At 63.1% G+C, this 14,236-nt stretch carries 14 protein-coding genes; all 14 read right to left on the bottom strand.

Going from position 1 to position 14,236, the window contains the following annotated elements:
- Positions 1 to 424 precede the first annotated feature (424 nt).
- Positions 425 to 697: a DUF1467 family protein gene (locus M2281_RS15910; RefSeq protein WP_280822149.1), complete on the bottom strand. Its 273-nt coding sequence runs from the start codon at positions 695 to 697 to the stop codon at positions 425 to 427.
- A gap of 4 nt (positions 698 to 701) precedes the next feature.
- Positions 702 to 1,106, bottom strand: coding sequence for a methylmalonyl-CoA epimerase (gene mce / locus M2281_RS15905; protein WP_280822148.1), 405 nt, complete (start codon positions 1,104 to 1,106; stop codon positions 702 to 704).
- Between the two features lie 14 nt (positions 1,107 to 1,120).
- The gene (locus M2281_RS15900; protein ID WP_280822147.1) at positions 1,121 to 2,791 is read right to left on the bottom strand and encodes a ribonuclease J; all 1,671 of its coding nucleotides are present in this window, start codon (positions 2,789 to 2,791) and stop codon (positions 1,121 to 1,123) included.
- A gap of 85 nt (positions 2,792 to 2,876) precedes the next feature.
- Positions 2,877 to 3,701, bottom strand: coding sequence for a biotin--[acetyl-CoA-carboxylase] ligase (locus M2281_RS15895; RefSeq protein ID WP_280822146.1), 825 nt, complete (start codon positions 3,699 to 3,701; stop codon positions 2,877 to 2,879).
- Positions 3,702 to 3,705: 4 nt separating this feature from the next.
- The gene (gene nuoN / locus M2281_RS15890) at positions 3,706 to 5,142 is read right to left on the bottom strand and encodes an NADH-quinone oxidoreductase subunit NuoN (protein WP_280822145.1); all 1,437 of its coding nucleotides are present in this window, start codon (positions 5,140 to 5,142) and stop codon (positions 3,706 to 3,708) included.
- 10 nt (positions 5,143 to 5,152) lie between these two features.
- Positions 5,153 to 6,658, bottom strand: coding sequence for an NADH-quinone oxidoreductase subunit M (locus M2281_RS15885; RefSeq protein ID WP_280822144.1), 1,506 nt, complete (start codon positions 6,656 to 6,658; stop codon positions 5,153 to 5,155).
- A gap of 3 nt (positions 6,659 to 6,661) precedes the next feature.
- Positions 6,662 to 8,656 carry an NADH-quinone oxidoreductase subunit L gene (gene nuoL / locus M2281_RS15880; protein ID WP_280822143.1) on the bottom strand — a complete coding sequence of 665 codons (1,995 nt, stop codon included), beginning with the start codon at positions 8,654 to 8,656 and terminating at the stop codon, positions 6,662 to 6,664.
- 12 nt (positions 8,657 to 8,668) lie between these two features.
- Positions 8,669 to 8,977, bottom strand: a complete 309-nt coding sequence (nuoK, locus tag M2281_RS15875; RefSeq protein ID WP_106722139.1) for an NADH-quinone oxidoreductase subunit NuoK — start codon at positions 8,975 to 8,977, stop codon at positions 8,669 to 8,671.
- A gap of 2 nt (positions 8,978 to 8,979) precedes the next feature.
- Positions 8,980 to 9,597 (bottom strand): NADH-quinone oxidoreductase subunit J, encoded by a 618-nt coding sequence (locus M2281_RS15870; protein ID WP_280822142.1) that lies wholly within the window; start codon positions 9,595 to 9,597, stop codon positions 8,980 to 8,982.
- Positions 9,598 to 9,732: 135 nt separating this feature from the next.
- Positions 9,733 to 10,224, bottom strand: coding sequence for an NADH-quinone oxidoreductase subunit NuoI (nuoI, locus tag M2281_RS15865; RefSeq protein ID WP_280822141.1), 492 nt, complete (start codon positions 10,222 to 10,224; stop codon positions 9,733 to 9,735).
- A 2-nt stretch (positions 10,225 to 10,226) separates the two neighbouring features.
- Entirely contained in the window at positions 10,227 to 10,418 is a 192-nt protein-coding gene (locus M2281_RS15860; RefSeq protein WP_280822140.1) for a hypothetical protein, read from the bottom strand.
- On the bottom strand, positions 10,418 to 11,461 hold the full coding sequence (gene nuoH / locus M2281_RS15855; protein ID WP_280822139.1) for an NADH-quinone oxidoreductase subunit NuoH: 1,044 nt from the start codon (positions 11,459 to 11,461) through the stop codon (positions 10,418 to 10,420). Before nuoH ends, M2281_RS15860 begins: the two co-directional genes overlap by 1 nt.
- 7 nt (positions 11,462 to 11,468) lie before the next feature.
- Positions 11,469 to 13,550 (bottom strand): NADH-quinone oxidoreductase subunit NuoG, encoded by a 2,082-nt coding sequence (nuoG, locus tag M2281_RS15850; protein WP_280822138.1) that lies wholly within the window; start codon positions 13,548 to 13,550, stop codon positions 11,469 to 11,471.
- Positions 13,551 to 13,624: 74 nt separating this feature from the next.
- Positions 13,625 to 14,236, bottom strand: a complete 612-nt coding sequence (locus tag M2281_RS15845; RefSeq protein ID WP_280822137.1) for an NADH-ubiquinone dehydrogenase — start codon at positions 14,234 to 14,236, stop codon at positions 13,625 to 13,627.

Here is a 14,236-nt window from a genome sequence, read left to right as displayed (position 1 = left end):
AGAAAAAATCTGTTCTCCTACGCGGTCAAAGTCTTGGGAGGATGCGATCTAGGCGCGGTAATTCGCAGCCGCCGGAAACGGAAAGCAGATCGGACGCGTTTAATTGCAAGGCCTCGTGCCTTGCATTTTTTTTGTGCACCAAACACTTTGCATTTTTATGACAGGGCCCGCCTCAGTCCCATCGATGCACTGCGCTTTCGTGACTCGATACTTCACCAAATCACTAGACTAAATTACCTATTCAGCCGCCATTTGCAATATAGCTTTTTGGAAAGAAAGGGCTCCCCTGCGGCAAGCTGCGCGCAGAGGTCCCTCGACGTCCCAGTTGATTGAATGTTCGGCCAAATGCGCGAAACAGGCGTAGACGGTCGCGGAGACGTGCCCCTCCGACGAATTACACCGCTAAGCCGCTTCTAGAGCCGACTTACTGGTAGTCCGGCACGAATTTCGGGAAATCGTCGAAGCCCAGCCCGAGCACGCGGGTGAGATAGTAGAACGCCCCGTAGATCACGAAGGCCAGTATGGTGGTGATAATGATCGCGCGCAGCATGTGCGGCCCGCGAGGCGCGCTCGCTTCGGTGCCGAGGGTGACGTTCTTGTCGTCGTCCTGCGTCTTCAGGCCGAAGGGCAGTGCGATGAAGAGGACCGTCCACCAGATGACGAAATAGACGGCGACAGTCGGAATCCAGCCAGTCATGAGCCTACACCTGTTCCAGTTCGACCAGCGTGCCGAGGAAGTCCTTGGGGTGCAGGAAAAGCACCGGCTTGCCATGCGCACCGATCTTGGGGTTTCCATCGCCCAGCACGCGCGCGCCTGCGGCCTTCAGCCGATCGCGCGCAGCGATGATGTCTTCCACCTCGTAGCAGAGGTGATGCATGCCGCCGGCCGGGTTCTTTTCCAGGAAAGCGGCAATCGGAGAGCCCTCCCCCAACGGCTCGAGCAGTTCGATCTTGGTGTTGCCGGTGTCGATGAACACCACCGTCACCCCATGTTCGGGCAGCGCCTGCGGCTCGGTCAGCTTGGCACCCAGCATGTCGCGATAGACGGCGCTCGCGGCTGCGAGATCCGGCACGGCGATGGCGACATGGTTGAGACGGCCAAGCATTCTACGCTCCACGGTCAGCGCGTGACGAACACCGTCACGATCGGCTTCTTGCCCCAGGCTTCGTTGGCGGCGGCGCGAACGGCACGCCGCACGGCTTCCTGCACAAGATCGAGATCTTTTCGGCGCGCGCGGGGTATGCTGTCGACCGCGCCGATTGCCGCATCCAGCATCAGGTCTTCCAGTTCTTCGCCAGCCTGGTCCACACTTGCGACGCCGATAGCCACGATATCCGGGTCGCCGGAGAGCTCAAAGCGATCGTCCAGCACCACATTGACCGCCACGTGGCCAGCGAAGGAGAGCTTGCGGCGATCGCGAATACCCATCGTTTCGTCGTCGCCGGTCAGCTTGCCGTCCTTGTAGATACGGCCGAACGGCACCTGGTCGATGATCTCGGCCGCACCCGGCGCGAGCTTCAGCATATCGCCGTCACGGATCTGCGCTACTTCCGGAACGCCGCAGGCCGCGGCCAGCGAGCCATGCGCGACCAGATGGGCCGCTTCACCATGCACCGGCACGGCGATGCGCGGCTTCACCCACTCATACATGCGGCGAAGTTCGCTGCGGCGCGGGTGACCGGAAACGTGCACCAGCGCGTCGCCGTCCTCGATGATCTTTATGCCCTGGTCGACCAGGAGGTTCTTGATCTCCAGAATGGCCTTCTCGTTGCCGGGAATGGTACGCGAGGAGAAAACGACGAGGTCGCCCGGCGAAAGCGCCACCGTCTTCATCTCGTCGCGGGCCAGCTTAGCAAGTGCTGCGCGCGCCTCGCCCTGGCTGCCGGTGCAGATGATGACGAGGTTTTCGCGCGGGATATAGCCGTAGTCGTCCTCGGAGATGAACTCCGGCAGGCCGTCCATGTAGCCGAGTTCGGTGGAGACATCGATGACCCGCTTCAGCGAGCGGCCGAGCACCAGAACCTGGCGGCCGGCGTCGCGCGCGGCTTCCGCGATGGAGCGGATGCGCCCGACATTGGAGGAGAAGGTGGTGACGGCAACGCGGCCCGGCGCTTTTTCGATGACGCCGCGCAAGCCCTCGCCGACTTCCTTCTCGGACGGGGATTCGCCCTCGCGCTGTGCATTGGTGGAATCGCAAACCAGCGCCAGAACGCCCTGCTCGCCCAACTCGCGGAAGCGCGCCTCGTCGGTCTTGGGGCCGATGGCCGGGGCCGGATCGATCTTCCAGTCACCCGTATGGATCACCGTGCCGAGCGGCGAGGTGATCGCCAGCGACATCGGCTCGGGAATGGAGTGCGTGACGGCCAGTGCCTCGATGGAGAACGGCCCGACGTTAAACGTCTCGCCGGCGCGATAGATCGTCACCGGCACCTTGGTCGCGCCGCCTTCGGACTGGCGCTTGGCCTCCAAAAGGCCCGCGGAGAACGGCGTCATCCACACCGGAGCCTTCAGGCGCGGCCACAGGTCCAGCAGCGCGCCGTAGTGGTCTTCATGGGCATGGGTGATGACGATTCCGCGCAGATTGTGCAGCTCGTTTTCGATGAAGCGCGTGTCGGGCAGCACCAGATCGACGCCCGGCAGGGTCGGGTCGGGGAAAGTGACGCCGACATCGACGATGATCCATTCGCGGTTGTCGACAGGCCCGAAGCCATAGAGCGCGAAATTCATGCCGATCTCGCCCACGCCGCCAAGCGGCACGAATACGAGTTCAGCTTCCCTGGATTTCGCCATGTCTTATCCTTTTCATACTCTCGCCGGGTGTCCCGATCTGCCGCATCGGACACTTTCGCGGATCTGTGGTCCGTTCGATGCTTGTCTAGGTAGCACTAGCCGAAGCTACGGCTCCGAAATGCACGTCGCCGGCTGCGATCTTAAGCACCGCGCCGGTATCATCACGAATGACGAAACGACAGTCCTCGTCGATGGTTTCGAACACGCCGCGCACGATATTGCCTTCGACGCGTACAGCCACCTGGCCGCCGAGACCGGCCGCATGCGCCAGCCAGCGCTGGCGAATGAGTTCGAGCCCCCGCCCCTCGTTCCAGAGGCGCATGTTTTCGCTCCAGGCATCGGACAGCGCCAGGAACAGCGTTTCGGCGTCGCAATCCGACCCCAGCGCCTTGAGCGAGGTTGCCGGATAGGGAACGTCTTCGGGATGGGCGACAACGTTGACGCCGATGCCGATGGCGAGCGCGAAGCGGTTCGCATCCAGCATCGAGGATTCGAGCAGGATGCCCGCCATCTTGGCGCCCTTGGCGAGCACGTCGTTAGGCCATTTCAGTTCGAAGCGATTGCCGCGCCCGTCATTTGCCCCGTCGGCGGCGATGGCGATGCGTCCGGGTACGACCGCTTCCAGCGCATCGGAAAGCGCAAGCCCGGCGACGAAGCCGAGCGTGGCTGCGGTCTTGAGATCACGATCGACGACCAGCAGAAGCGTAGCGGCAAGATTGCCCTCGGGCGTCACCCAGGCACGGCCACGGCGGCCGCGCCCGCTTTCCTGCTTCTTGGAGACGACCCAGAGCCTGCCCGGGTCGCCTTCCCGCGCCCTCTCGAGCGCTATGGCGTTGGTCGATCCGACGCTGTCATGTGCCTCGAGCCGAAAGCCCTCGGCTGCAGCTGTCGGAGCGAGCTGAAATCCCATCTCGTCAGAAGAACGACTTCGCGGCGGCTTCTGCAACGCGGCCGATCGGTCCAGCGATCAGCACGTAGAACAGGATGAACGCACCGGAGACGCCCAGCACCAGACGCAGCTCGCCAGCCATCGGCACGAATCCGCCGACCGGCTCGTCGAACCACATGATCTTGATGACGCGCAGGTAATAGTAGGCGCCCACCACCGAGGCCAGAACGCCGATCACCGCAAGGCCGTAGAGGTTGGCATTGATGGCGGCGAGGAAAACGTACCACTTGGCCCAGAAGCCCGCGAGCGGCGGAATGCCGGCCAGCGAGAACATCAGGATGGTGAGGATCGTCGCCATCACCGGGTTGGTGGTGGCAAGGCCGGACAGATCGCTGATCTGCTCGACATTGCCGTCCTTGCGGCGCATGGCGAGGATGAAGGCGAAGGTGCCGAGCGTCATCGCCAGATAGATCAGCATGTAGATGATGACGCCCTGAACGCCGGCTTGGGTGTTGGCGGCGAGGCCGACCAGCGCGAAGCCGACATGGCCGATCGACGAATAGGCCATCAGGCGCTTGATGTTGCGCTGGCCGATCGCGGCGAACGAGCCGAGAAGCATCGAGGCGATCGAGATGAAGACGACGATCTGCTGCCAGTCGGTCGAGATCGGCTCGAAGGCGGTCATGGTCACGCGAACCATCAGCGCCATCGCCGCCATCTTCGGCGCCGAGGCAAAGAAGGTCGTCACCGGGGTCGGTGCGCCTTCATAGACGTCCGGCGTCCACATGTGGAACGGCACGGCCGAGATCTTGAAGGCAACACCGGCAAGCACGAACACCAGGCCGAAGACCAAGCCGAGCTGACGCTCGCTGCCCGAAAGCGCGGCCGCGATCTGCTGGAAGCCGACATGGCCGGTGTAACCGTAGACGAGGCTGATGCCATAGAGCAGCATGCCCGAGGACAGAGCGCCGAGCACGAAATACTTCAAGCCGGCTTCCGTCGAACGCGCGCTTTCACGGTTGAATGCGGCGACGACATAGAGCGCCAGCGACTGCAGCTCGAGGCCGAGATAGAGCGTGATCATGCTGTTGGCCGAGATCATCAGCATCATGCCGACGGTGGCCAGAAGGATCAGCACCGGATACTCGAACTTGTCGAACCTCTCGGCCTTGGCGAAGCCTACCGAGACGATCAGCGTCACCACCGAGCCGATCAGCATCAGGACCTTCATCAGCTTGGCGAACGGGTCGGCAACGAAGGCGCCGTTGAAGGCCTGCCCGTTGCCGCCGAACAGCACCAGCCAGGCGCCCGCGCCGATCAGCACCGCGACCGAAAGACCGGTCACGGTGTTGGCGGCACGCTCGCCCGAATAGACGCCGATCATCAGCAGCGCCAGCGCGCCGACGGCGACGATTAGCTCCGGCAGGATCAGCGAGAGGCTCGAGTAAAGTTCCGGCGTCATGTTCAAGACCTCAGTTCGCAGCCACGGCGTGCGCAGCGTCGAGCGATGCGGTGATGTTGGAAATCAGCGACTGCACCGAAGCAGCGGTCACGTCGAAGACCGCAGCCGGGTAGATGCCGAAGAAGATCGTCAGCACGACCAGCGGATAGATGATCGCCTTCTCGCGCGGCGACATGTCGAGCAGCCCCTTCAGGCTATCCTTGGTCAGCGCGCCGAAGATGACCTTGCGGTAGAGCCACAGCGCATAGGCCGCCGACAGGATGACGCCCGATGCAGCAAACAGCGCGACCCAGGTGTTGGCCCGGAAGGCGCCGATCAGCGTCAGGAACTCGCCGACGAAGCCGCTGGTGCCCGGCAGGCCGACATTGGCCATGGTGAAGATCAGGAAGGCGACCGCGTATTTCGGCATGTTGTTGACCAGGCCGCCGTACGCCGCGATTTCGCGGGTGTGCATGCGGTCATAGACCACGCCGACGCAGAGGAAGAGCGCGCCCGAGACCAGGCCGTGCGACAGCATCTGGAACAGCGAGCCCTGGATGCCCTGGGCGTTCATGGCGAAGATGCCCATGGTGACGTAGCCCATGTGCGCGACCGACGAATAGGCGATCAGCTTCTTCATGTCTTCCTGCATCAGCGCCACCAGCGAGGTGTAGATGATGGCGATGACCGACAGCGCAAAGACCAGCGGCTGGAAGTAGAGCGAGGCGTCCGGGAACATCGGCAGCGAGAAGCGCAGGAAGCCGTATCCGCCCATCTTCAAGAGGATCGCTGCCAGGATGACCGAGCCGGCCGTCGGTGCTTCAACGTGCGCGTCGGGCAGCCAGGTGTGCACCGGCCACATCGGCATCTTCACCGCAAAGGAGGCGAAGAAGGCAAGCCATAGCCATGTCTGCATGCCGGCCGGGAACTTGTGCGCCAAAAGCGTCGGAATGTCGGTGGTGCCGGCGTCCCAATACATCGCCATGATGGCGAGCAGCATCAGCACCGACCCGAGCAGCGTGTAGAGGAAGAACTTGAAGCTGGCGTAGACGCGCCGCTTGCCGCCCCAGACGCCGATGATGATGAACATCGGGATCAGGCCGCCTTCGAAGAAGACGTAGAACAGCACCAGGTCCAGCGCGCAGAACACGCCGATCATCAGCGTTTCCAGGATGAGGAAGGCGATCATGTACGCCTTCACCCGGGTCTGGATCGACTCCCAGCTCGCCAGGATGGAGATCGGCATCAGGAACGTCGTCAGGATGACGAACAGCATCGAAATGCCGTCGACGCCCATGTGATAGGAGATGCCGCCGCCGATCCAGTTGGCCTGCTCGACCATCTGGAAGCCGGGGTTGTTGTAGTCGAAACCGGTCCAGATGAAGATGGACACGATGAAGGTGAAGGCGGTCGTCAGCAGCGCGACCGCGCGGATGTTGCGGCGCGCAGCCTCACTGTCGTCCCGGATCAGAAGGATCAGGAACGCGCCGACCAGCGGCAGGAACGTGACCGTAGAAAGAATGGGCCAATCGGTCATGGTCTAAAACGAGCTCCCGAGCATCATCCACGTGACGAGGGCTGCGACGCCGATCAGCATGACGAATGCATAGTGGTAGAGATATCCTGTTTGCAGCTTGACCACGCGGTTGGTGACGTCGACCACCCAGGCCGACACACCATCCGGGCCGAAGCCGTCGATGACGGCGCCGTCGCCCTTCTTCCAAAGGAACCTGCCAAGCTTCTTGGCCGTACGGACGAAGAGGAAGTCGTACAGCTCGTCGAAGTACCACTTGTTCAGCAGGAAGGCATAGAGGCCGCGATGCTGAGCCGCCAGGTACTTCGGCGTTTCCGGCGAGCGGATGTAGAACTGGTAGGCGGTGACGAAGCCGATGATCATGGCGACGAACGGCGACAGCTTCACCCACAGCGGCACGTTGTGGACTTCGTGCAGGATGTGGTTTTCCGGCAGGACATAGAGCGCGGCCTTCCAGAACTCGCTGTAGCCCTCGCCGATGAACTGGTCGTGGAACACCACGCCGGCCATGAGCGCGCCAACGGCGAGAATGAACAGCGGCACCAGCATCACCGGCGGCGATTCATGCACGTGGTGCATGACGTCGGCGGTAGCGCGCGGCTTGCCATGGAAGGTCATGAAGATCAGGCGCCACGAGTAGAAGCTCGTGAACACGGCGCCGATGACCAGGAGCGTGAAGGCGAAGCCCGCCATCGCGTTGTGGCCGATGCCGGCGAAGGCGCCTTCCACGATCGCGTCCTTCGAGAAGAAACCGGCCGTGCCGATGATGGTGCCCGGGATGCCGACGCCGGTGAGCGCCAGGGTGCCGATGACCATCATCCAGTAGGTGACCGGGATCAGCTTCTTGAGGCCGCCCATCTTGCGCATGTCCTGCTCGTCGGAGACGGCATGGATGACCGAGCCCGAACCCAGGAACAGCAGCGCCTTGAAGAAGGCGTGCGTGAACAGGTGGAAGATAGCGGCGGAATAGAAGCCCATGCCGAGCGCGACGAACATGTAGCCGAGCTGCGAACAGGTCGAGTAAGCGATGACGCGCTTGATGTCGTTCTGCACCAGACCAACGGTGGCCGCGAAGAAGGCGGTGATGGCACCGATGAAAGTGACGCAGACGAGCGCGGTATGCGACAGCTCGAAGATCGGCGACAGGCGGGCCAGCATGAACACGCCGGCGGTGACCATGGTCGCCGCGTGGATCAGGGCCGACACAGGCGTCGGGCCTTCCATGGCGTCCGGAAGCCAGGTGTGCAGCGGAACCTGCGCCGACTTGCCCATGGCGCCCATGAAGAGCAGCAGGCAGATGACCGTAAGCGCCGAAGCGCGGTCGAGCTCGTGGCCGAGGAAGTTGAAGACGGCAGCGGTGCTTTCGGCAACGCCCTCATGCGGCACGTAGGATGCAGCGGTCGCGAAGATCGAGTCGAAGTTCACGCTGCCGAACAGCACGAACACGCCCGCGATGCCCAGGATGAAGCCAAAATCGCCGACGCGGTTGACGACGAAGGCCTTGATCGCTGCCGCATTGGCCGAAGGCTTCTTGTACCAGAAGCCGATCAGCAGGTACGAGGCCAGACCCACGCCTTCCCAGCCGAAGAACATCTGCACGAGGTTGTCCGACGTCACCAGCATGAGCATGGCGAAGGTGAACAGCGACAGATAGGCGAAGAAGCGCGGCCGGCTCGGATCGTGATGCATGTAGCCGATCGAGTAGATGTGCACGAGCGCCGACACGGTGTTGACGACGACGAGCATGACCACCGTCAGCGTGTCGACGCGCAGCGCCCAGTCGGACTGCAGCGTGCCCACGTCGATGAAGCGCAGCAGCGGGATCGTGAAGGCCTCGGTCGTGCCGAGCCCGACCGAGAAGAAAGCGACCCACGACAGCACCGCGCAAATCACCAGGAAGCCCGAGGTGATGTACTCGGACGCCTTGGCACCGATGGCGTTGCCGAACAGGCCGGCAATCAGGAAGCCGAGAAGAGGAAGGAAGACGATTGCCTGATACATAATTGTGTCCCGTCAGCCCTTCATCATGTTCACGTCTTCGACCGCGATCGAGCCGCGGTTGCGGAAGAAGACGACGAGAATGGCAAGACCGATTGCAGCTTCAGCGGCAGCGACAGTCAGCACGAAAAGCGCGAAGACCTGCCCCACCATGTCGTGGAGCGTCGCCGAGAAAGCGACGAAGTTCAGGTTCACCGCGAGCAGGATGAGTTCGATCGACATCAGGATGACGATCACGTTCTTGCGGTTCAGGAAGATGCCGAACACGCCTAGTGTGAACAGGATCGCCGAAACGGTCAGATAATGTGCGATGCCAACAACCATCGTCAGATTCCCTTGCCAGTCTCGACTTTTTTGACTTCGATCGAGGACGCCGTGCGGGCGACCTGTGCCGAGATGTTCTGTCTCTTGATCCCCTGCTTGTGGCGCAGCGTGAGCACGATGGCGCCGATCATGGCGACCAGCAGCACCAGGCCGGCTACCTGGAAGTAGAGGACGTAGTCCGTATAAAGGATGTCGCCGAGCGCGGCCGTATTCTGGCGCGTCGCCAGATCCGGCATGGGGGCTGCGACCGTCTCGGCCAGCTTCGGCGTGAAAACGTAACCGCCCGTCACCACGATCAGTTCGGCCAGCAGGATCAGGCCGACCAGCGCGCCGATCGGCGCATATTGCAGCGCGCCCGACTTCATTTCCGCGAAGTCGACGTCGAGCATCATGACGACGAACAGGAACAGCACCGCCACGGCGCCGACGTAAACGACGAGCAGGATCAGCGCCAGGAACTCAGCCCCGGTCAGCAGGAAAAGGCCCGCCGCATTAAAGAAGGTGAGGATCAGAAAGAGAACCGAATGCACAGGATTGCGGGCCGAGATGACCATGAAGGCCGACGCGACCGCAATAAAGGCAAAGAGGTAGAAAAAGGCCGCCTCTAGTCCGTTGAGCATGGGGTTCCCCCAGTTATCCTACTTGGGTCGCGGCATTGCCCGTCCGACCAGATTTCTGGCCATTTTCCGCCCTTTCGGGCAGTCAAGGCCGCGTGTTCCTTAGACGAGCATTTTCGGCTCGTCCATGATTCTGTCTCAGCGATACGGCGCATCTAGAGCGATGTTGCGCGCGATTTCGCGCTCCCACCGGTCGCCGTTGGCGAGCAGCTTGTCCTTGTCGTAGTACAGCTCCTCGCGCGTTTCGGTCGCGAATTCGAAGTTCGGCCCCTCGACGATGGCGTCGACCGGGCAGGCTTCCTGGCAGAAGCCGCAATAGATGCACTTCACCATGTCGATGTCGTAGCGCACGGTGCGGCGGGTGCCGTCGTTGCGGCGCGGGCCGGCCTCGATGGTGATGGCCTGCGCCGGGCAGATCGCCTCGCACAGCTTGCAGGCGATGCAGCGCTCTTCGCCGTTCGGATAACGGCGCAGCGCGTGTTCGCCACGGAAGCGCGGGCTGACCGGCCCCTTCTCGTGCGGGTAGTTCAACGTCGGCTTGGGCGAGAAGAACATCCGCATCGACAGGAAGAAAGCCGACACGAACTCCTTGAGCAGGAGCGATTTGGCGGCTTGGGCGAGAGCTGACATCGTCAATCTCCGATTACGTATGGGGCTACGAAGTAGCCGATGGCCGGCAGCAGCCGGAACTGGCTCAAACCGGTAATGTTGAGAACCCGCTTGGTTTCGGGCAGCTCGACGCGGGCGGCCAGCATCCGCAGCAGCGCAAAGTCCGCCACTGCGATCGCCAGTCCAACCAGTGCGCCGATGATGCCCGCACCCATTACGCCAGACCCGTCAGCTTCAGGAAGGCGGCCACGATCACCACCATCGCAAGCGAGATCGGCAGGAACACCTTCCAGCCCAGACGCATCAGCTGGTCGTAGCGATAGCGCGGCACGAACGACTTCACCATGGCGAACATGAAGAAGACGAAGCACACCTTGAGCACGAACCAGACGACGCCCGGCACCCAGGTGAACGGCGCGAAGTCGAGCGGCGGCAGCCAGCCACCCAGGAACAGGATGGTTGTGAGCGCGCACATCAGGACGATCGCGACATACTCGCCGAGGAAGAAGAGCAGGAACGGCGTCGACGAATATTCGATCATGTGGCCGGCCACCAACTCGGACTCGGCTTCCACCAGGTCGAAGGGCGGGCGGTTCGTCTCGGCCAGCGCCGAGATGAAGAAGATGACGAACATCGGGAACAGCGCCAGCCAGTTCCAGTCGAGGAACGTGTTCGGCAGGCCGAGCATGGTGCCAACGCCGGTGCGCTGCGACAGAACGATGTCGCTGAGGTTGAGCGAGCCGACGGTGAGCAGCACGGTGACGATGACGAAGCCGATCGAGACTTCGTAGGACACCATCTGTGCGGCCGAACGCAGCGCGCCGAGGAACGGATACTTCGAGTTCGAAGCCCAGCCACCCATGATCACGCCGTAGACCTCGAGCGAGGAGATGGCGAAGACATAGAGGATGCCGACATTGATGTTGGCAACGGCCCAGCCCTGATCGACCGGAATGACGGCCCAGGCCGCCATCGCCAGAACCGCCGAAACCAGCGGAGCGAGCAGGAAGACGCCCTTGTTGGCGCCGGACGGAATGACCGGCTCCTTGACGACGAATTTCAGAAGGTCGGCGAAGGACTGCAGAAGGCCCCAGGGACCGACCACGTTAGGGCCGCGACGGATCTGCACCGCCGCCCAGATCTTGCGGTCGGCGTACAGAATGTACGCGACGAAGATCAGCAGGATGACGAGCATCGCCACCGACTTCAGGAGGATTATCAGTCCCGGCAGGACGTAAAATGAGAAGAAGGTTTCCATGATCGTCCTACTCGGCTGCCTGCTTGAAGCCGTCCTTCGCGAGGGCCGAGCATTCGGCCATGACGGCCGAGGCCCGCGCGATCGGGTTGGTCAGATAGAAGTCGGTAACCGCAGACACGAAGGCATCCTTGCCGATCGCACCGCCGAGCTTGGCGATATTGGCGACATCGGACGGATTGCCGGCGGCGATCTCGTCGATCTCGGCCAGGTGCGGATATTCAGCATGGAGCTTGGCGCGAAGCTGCGACAGCGAGTCGAACGGCAGCTTGTGGCCGAGAACGTCGGACAGCGCGCGCAGGATCGCCCAGTCTTCCTTGGCGTCGCCAGGCGCAAAGCCGGCGCGGTTGGTCTGCTGGACGCGGCCTTCGGTGTTCACATAGGTGCCCGACTTCTCGGTATAGGCCGAGGCCGGCAGGATGACGTCGGCGCGGTGCGCACCGGTGTCGCCATGCGTGCCGATATAGACCACGAAGGCCGAACCGGCCGCGGCCATGTCGAACTCGTCGGCGCCGAGCAGGAACAGAACGTCAGTCGAACCGAGCATTTCGCCGGCCGACTTGCCGCTCGCGCCCGGCACGAAGCCGATGTCGAGACCGCCGACGCGCGCGGCAGCGGTATGCAGCACGGCAAAGCCGTTCCACTCGTCGCTGACCGCACCCACGGCATTGGCGAGCTTGGCGGCGAGGCCCAGAACGGCAAAGCCGTCCTCACGGGCAACAGCCCCCTGCCCCACGATGATGAGCGGGCGCTTGGCGTTCTTGAGCGTGGTGAAGAACTTGCCCTTGCCGTCGGCGAGTTCCTTCAGCGTCTCGGGGCCGGCGCCGAGCATCTCGCAGTCGTAGCGCAGGTCGCCCATGTCACCGATCACGCCGATCGGCAGGTCGCCCTGGCGCGAGCGCTTGCGGATGCGGGCATTGAGCACCGAAGCCTCGAAGCGCGGGTTGGAGCCCACGATCAGCACGGCGTCAGCCTGCTCGATGCCTTCGATGGTCGGGTTGAAGATGTAGCTGGCGCGGCCGAGCGACGGATCAAGTGCGGCGCCATCCTGGCGGCAGTCGATGTTGGCCGAGCCGAGCGAAGCCATGAGCTGCTTCAGCGCATACATTTCCTCGACGGCGGCGAGATCGCCGGCAATCGCGCCGATGCGGTCGGCGGACGTCTTGGAAACGGCTTCCTTGATGGCGGCGAAGGCCTCGGCCCAGCTCGCCTGGCTCAGGCGGCCGTTGCGGCGCACATAAGGACGGTCTAGGCGCTGCGTGCGCAGGCCGTCCCAGATGAAGCGGGTCTTGTCGGAGATCCACTCCTCGTTCACCTGCTCATTGAGGCGCGGCATGATGCGCATCACTTCGCGGCCGCGGCTGTCGACGCGGATGGCCGAGCCGACAGCGTCCATCACGTCGATGGATTCGGTCTTGGTCAGCTCCCACGGACGAGCCTGGAAGGCGTAGGGGCGCGAGGTCAGCGCGCCGACCGGGCAGAGGTCGATCACGTTGCCCTGCAGCTCGGAGGTCATGGCCTGCTCGAGATAGGTGGTGATCTCGGCGTCCTCGCCACGGCCGATCAGGCCCAGCTCGGAAATGCCGGCGACTTCCGTGGTAAAGCGGACGCAGCGCGTGCAGTGGATGCAGCGCGTCATGATCGTCTTGACCAGCGGGCCGATATACTTGTCCTCGACCGCGCGCTTGTTTTCCTTGTAGCGCGAGGAGTCGACGCCGAAGGCCATCGCCTGGTCCTGCAGATCGCACTCGCCGCCCTGGTCGCAGATCGGGCAATCGAGCGGATGGTTGATGAGCAGGAACTCCATCACGCCTTCGCGGGCCTTCTTGACCATCGGCGTGTTGGTGAAGATCTCGGGCGCTTCGCCGTTCGGACCGGGGCGCAGGTCGCGCACGCCCATGGCGCAGGAGGCAGCCGGCTTGGGCGGCCCACCCTTCACCTCGACGAGGCACATGCGGCAGTTGCCGGCGATCGACAGACGCTCGTGGAAGCAGAAGCGCGGCACTTCCGCGCCCGCTTCTTCCGCTGCCTGCAGAAGCGTGTAGTGATCGGGAACCTCGATCTCGATACCGTCGACCTTGAGTTTAGCCATATCGCTTCAAACCCCTGCGGTGTTTCCGCAATTCCTTGGCCGGTTGTCCTCTTGGAACTCCCGACCGACCCAATTCAATGCTTCGTTTCTTCGGTCGCCAACCGGATCGCCTGTCCGACCCAGTCGTCTCGCCCGATGCGCCCGTTAAGGCCCAGATGCTCGTCGAGCCAGGCGATTTCCGCCTCGCCCCACTCCGCAACCTGCGCCAGGCTCCAGATGCCTTCGCGGTTCAGCGCCAGCTCTAGCTTCAGGCCGACGCCCGCGATCTTCTTCAGATCCTCGGGCTCGGCCGGCCGAGCGATTGCCCTTGGCCGCGTCATGCCCTCAGCGAGGCTGTCGGCCACTTCGTCCACGTCACGCCTCACGGCACGAACGTCGGCCATCAGCGTCTTTGCCGCCGCGCGCACCATGGCAGTCGGCGAGATGGAACGCACGGCAAAGGCATCAACCTCGCCCGCGTCCTCGTCGGCCAGCGTCACCATCATGCGCTGCGAGGCTTGCGCCACGCCCGCCACGGCCCCCATCCAGACGCCGATTGCATGGCTGGCCATGCCGAAACCCATCGCCGAGAACGCAACAGCGCCAGCCGCCGGATGCGCCATCATATTGACGGCGCCGGCGAGCTCCTTGGGGAGCATGGCGGCGAACTGCTCGTTCATCTTTTCCCAGCGCTCGGCTTCGGGCAT

This window comes from Pseudaminobacter soli (ex Li et al. 2025) (genome assembly GCF_029892515.1).
GTDB classification, from domain to species: domain Bacteria; phylum Pseudomonadota; class Alphaproteobacteria; order Rhizobiales; family Rhizobiaceae; genus Pseudaminobacter; species Pseudaminobacter soli_A.
The sequence above is the reverse complement of the archived record's forward strand: the minus strand, read 5'-3'. Positions and strand labels throughout refer to the sequence as shown.

Bases quoted from the DNA above. Each gene is read 5' to 3' on its own strand.
- nuoN (WP_280822145.1), bottom strand. From the start codon at position 5,142: ATGACGCCGGAACTTTACTCGAGCCTCTCGCTGATCCTGCCGGAGCTA.
- M2281_RS15860 (WP_280822140.1), bottom strand. From the start codon at position 10,418: ATGGGTGCGGGCATCATCGGCGCACTGGTTGGACTGGCGATCGCAGTG.
- M2281_RS15895 (WP_280822146.1), bottom strand. From the start codon at position 3,701: ATGGGATTTCAGCTCGCTCCGACAGCTGCAGCCGAGGGCTTTCGGCTC.
- nuoH (WP_280822139.1), bottom strand. From the start codon at position 11,461: ATGGAAACCTTCTTCTCATTTTACGTCCTGCCGGGACTGATAATCCTC.
- nuoL (WP_280822143.1), bottom strand. From the start codon at position 8,656: ATGTATCAGGCAATCGTCTTCCTTCCTCTTCTCGGCTTCCTGATTGCC.
- M2281_RS15910 (WP_280822149.1), bottom strand. From the start codon at position 697: ATGACTGGCTGGATTCCGACTGTCGCCGTCTATTTCGTCATCTGGTGG.
- M2281_RS15900 (WP_280822147.1), bottom strand. From the start codon at position 2,791: ATGGCGAAATCCAGGGAAGCTGAACTCGTATTCGTGCCGCTTGGCGGC.
- nuoI (WP_280822141.1), bottom strand. From the start codon at position 10,224: ATGTCAGCTCTCGCCCAAGCCGCCAAATCGCTCCTGCTCAAGGAGTTC.
- nuoK (WP_106722139.1), bottom strand. From the start codon at position 8,977: ATGGTTGTTGGCATCGCACATTATCTGACCGTTTCGGCGATCCTGTTC.
- M2281_RS15870 (WP_280822142.1), bottom strand. From the start codon at position 9,597: ATGCTCAACGGACTAGAGGCGGCCTTTTTCTACCTCTTTGCCTTTATT.
- M2281_RS15845 (WP_280822137.1), bottom strand. From the start codon at position 14,236: ATGCCCGAAGCCGAGCGCTGGGAAAAGATGAACGAGCAGTTCGCCGCC.
- nuoG (WP_280822138.1), bottom strand. From the start codon at position 13,550: ATGGCTAAACTCAAGGTCGACGGTATCGAGATCGAGGTTCCCGATCAC.
- M2281_RS15885 (WP_280822144.1), bottom strand. From the start codon at position 6,658: ATGACCGATTGGCCCATTCTTTCTACGGTCACGTTCCTGCCGCTGGTC.
- mce (WP_280822148.1), bottom strand. From the start codon at position 1,106: ATGCTTGGCCGTCTCAACCATGTCGCCATCGCCGTGCCGGATCTCGCA.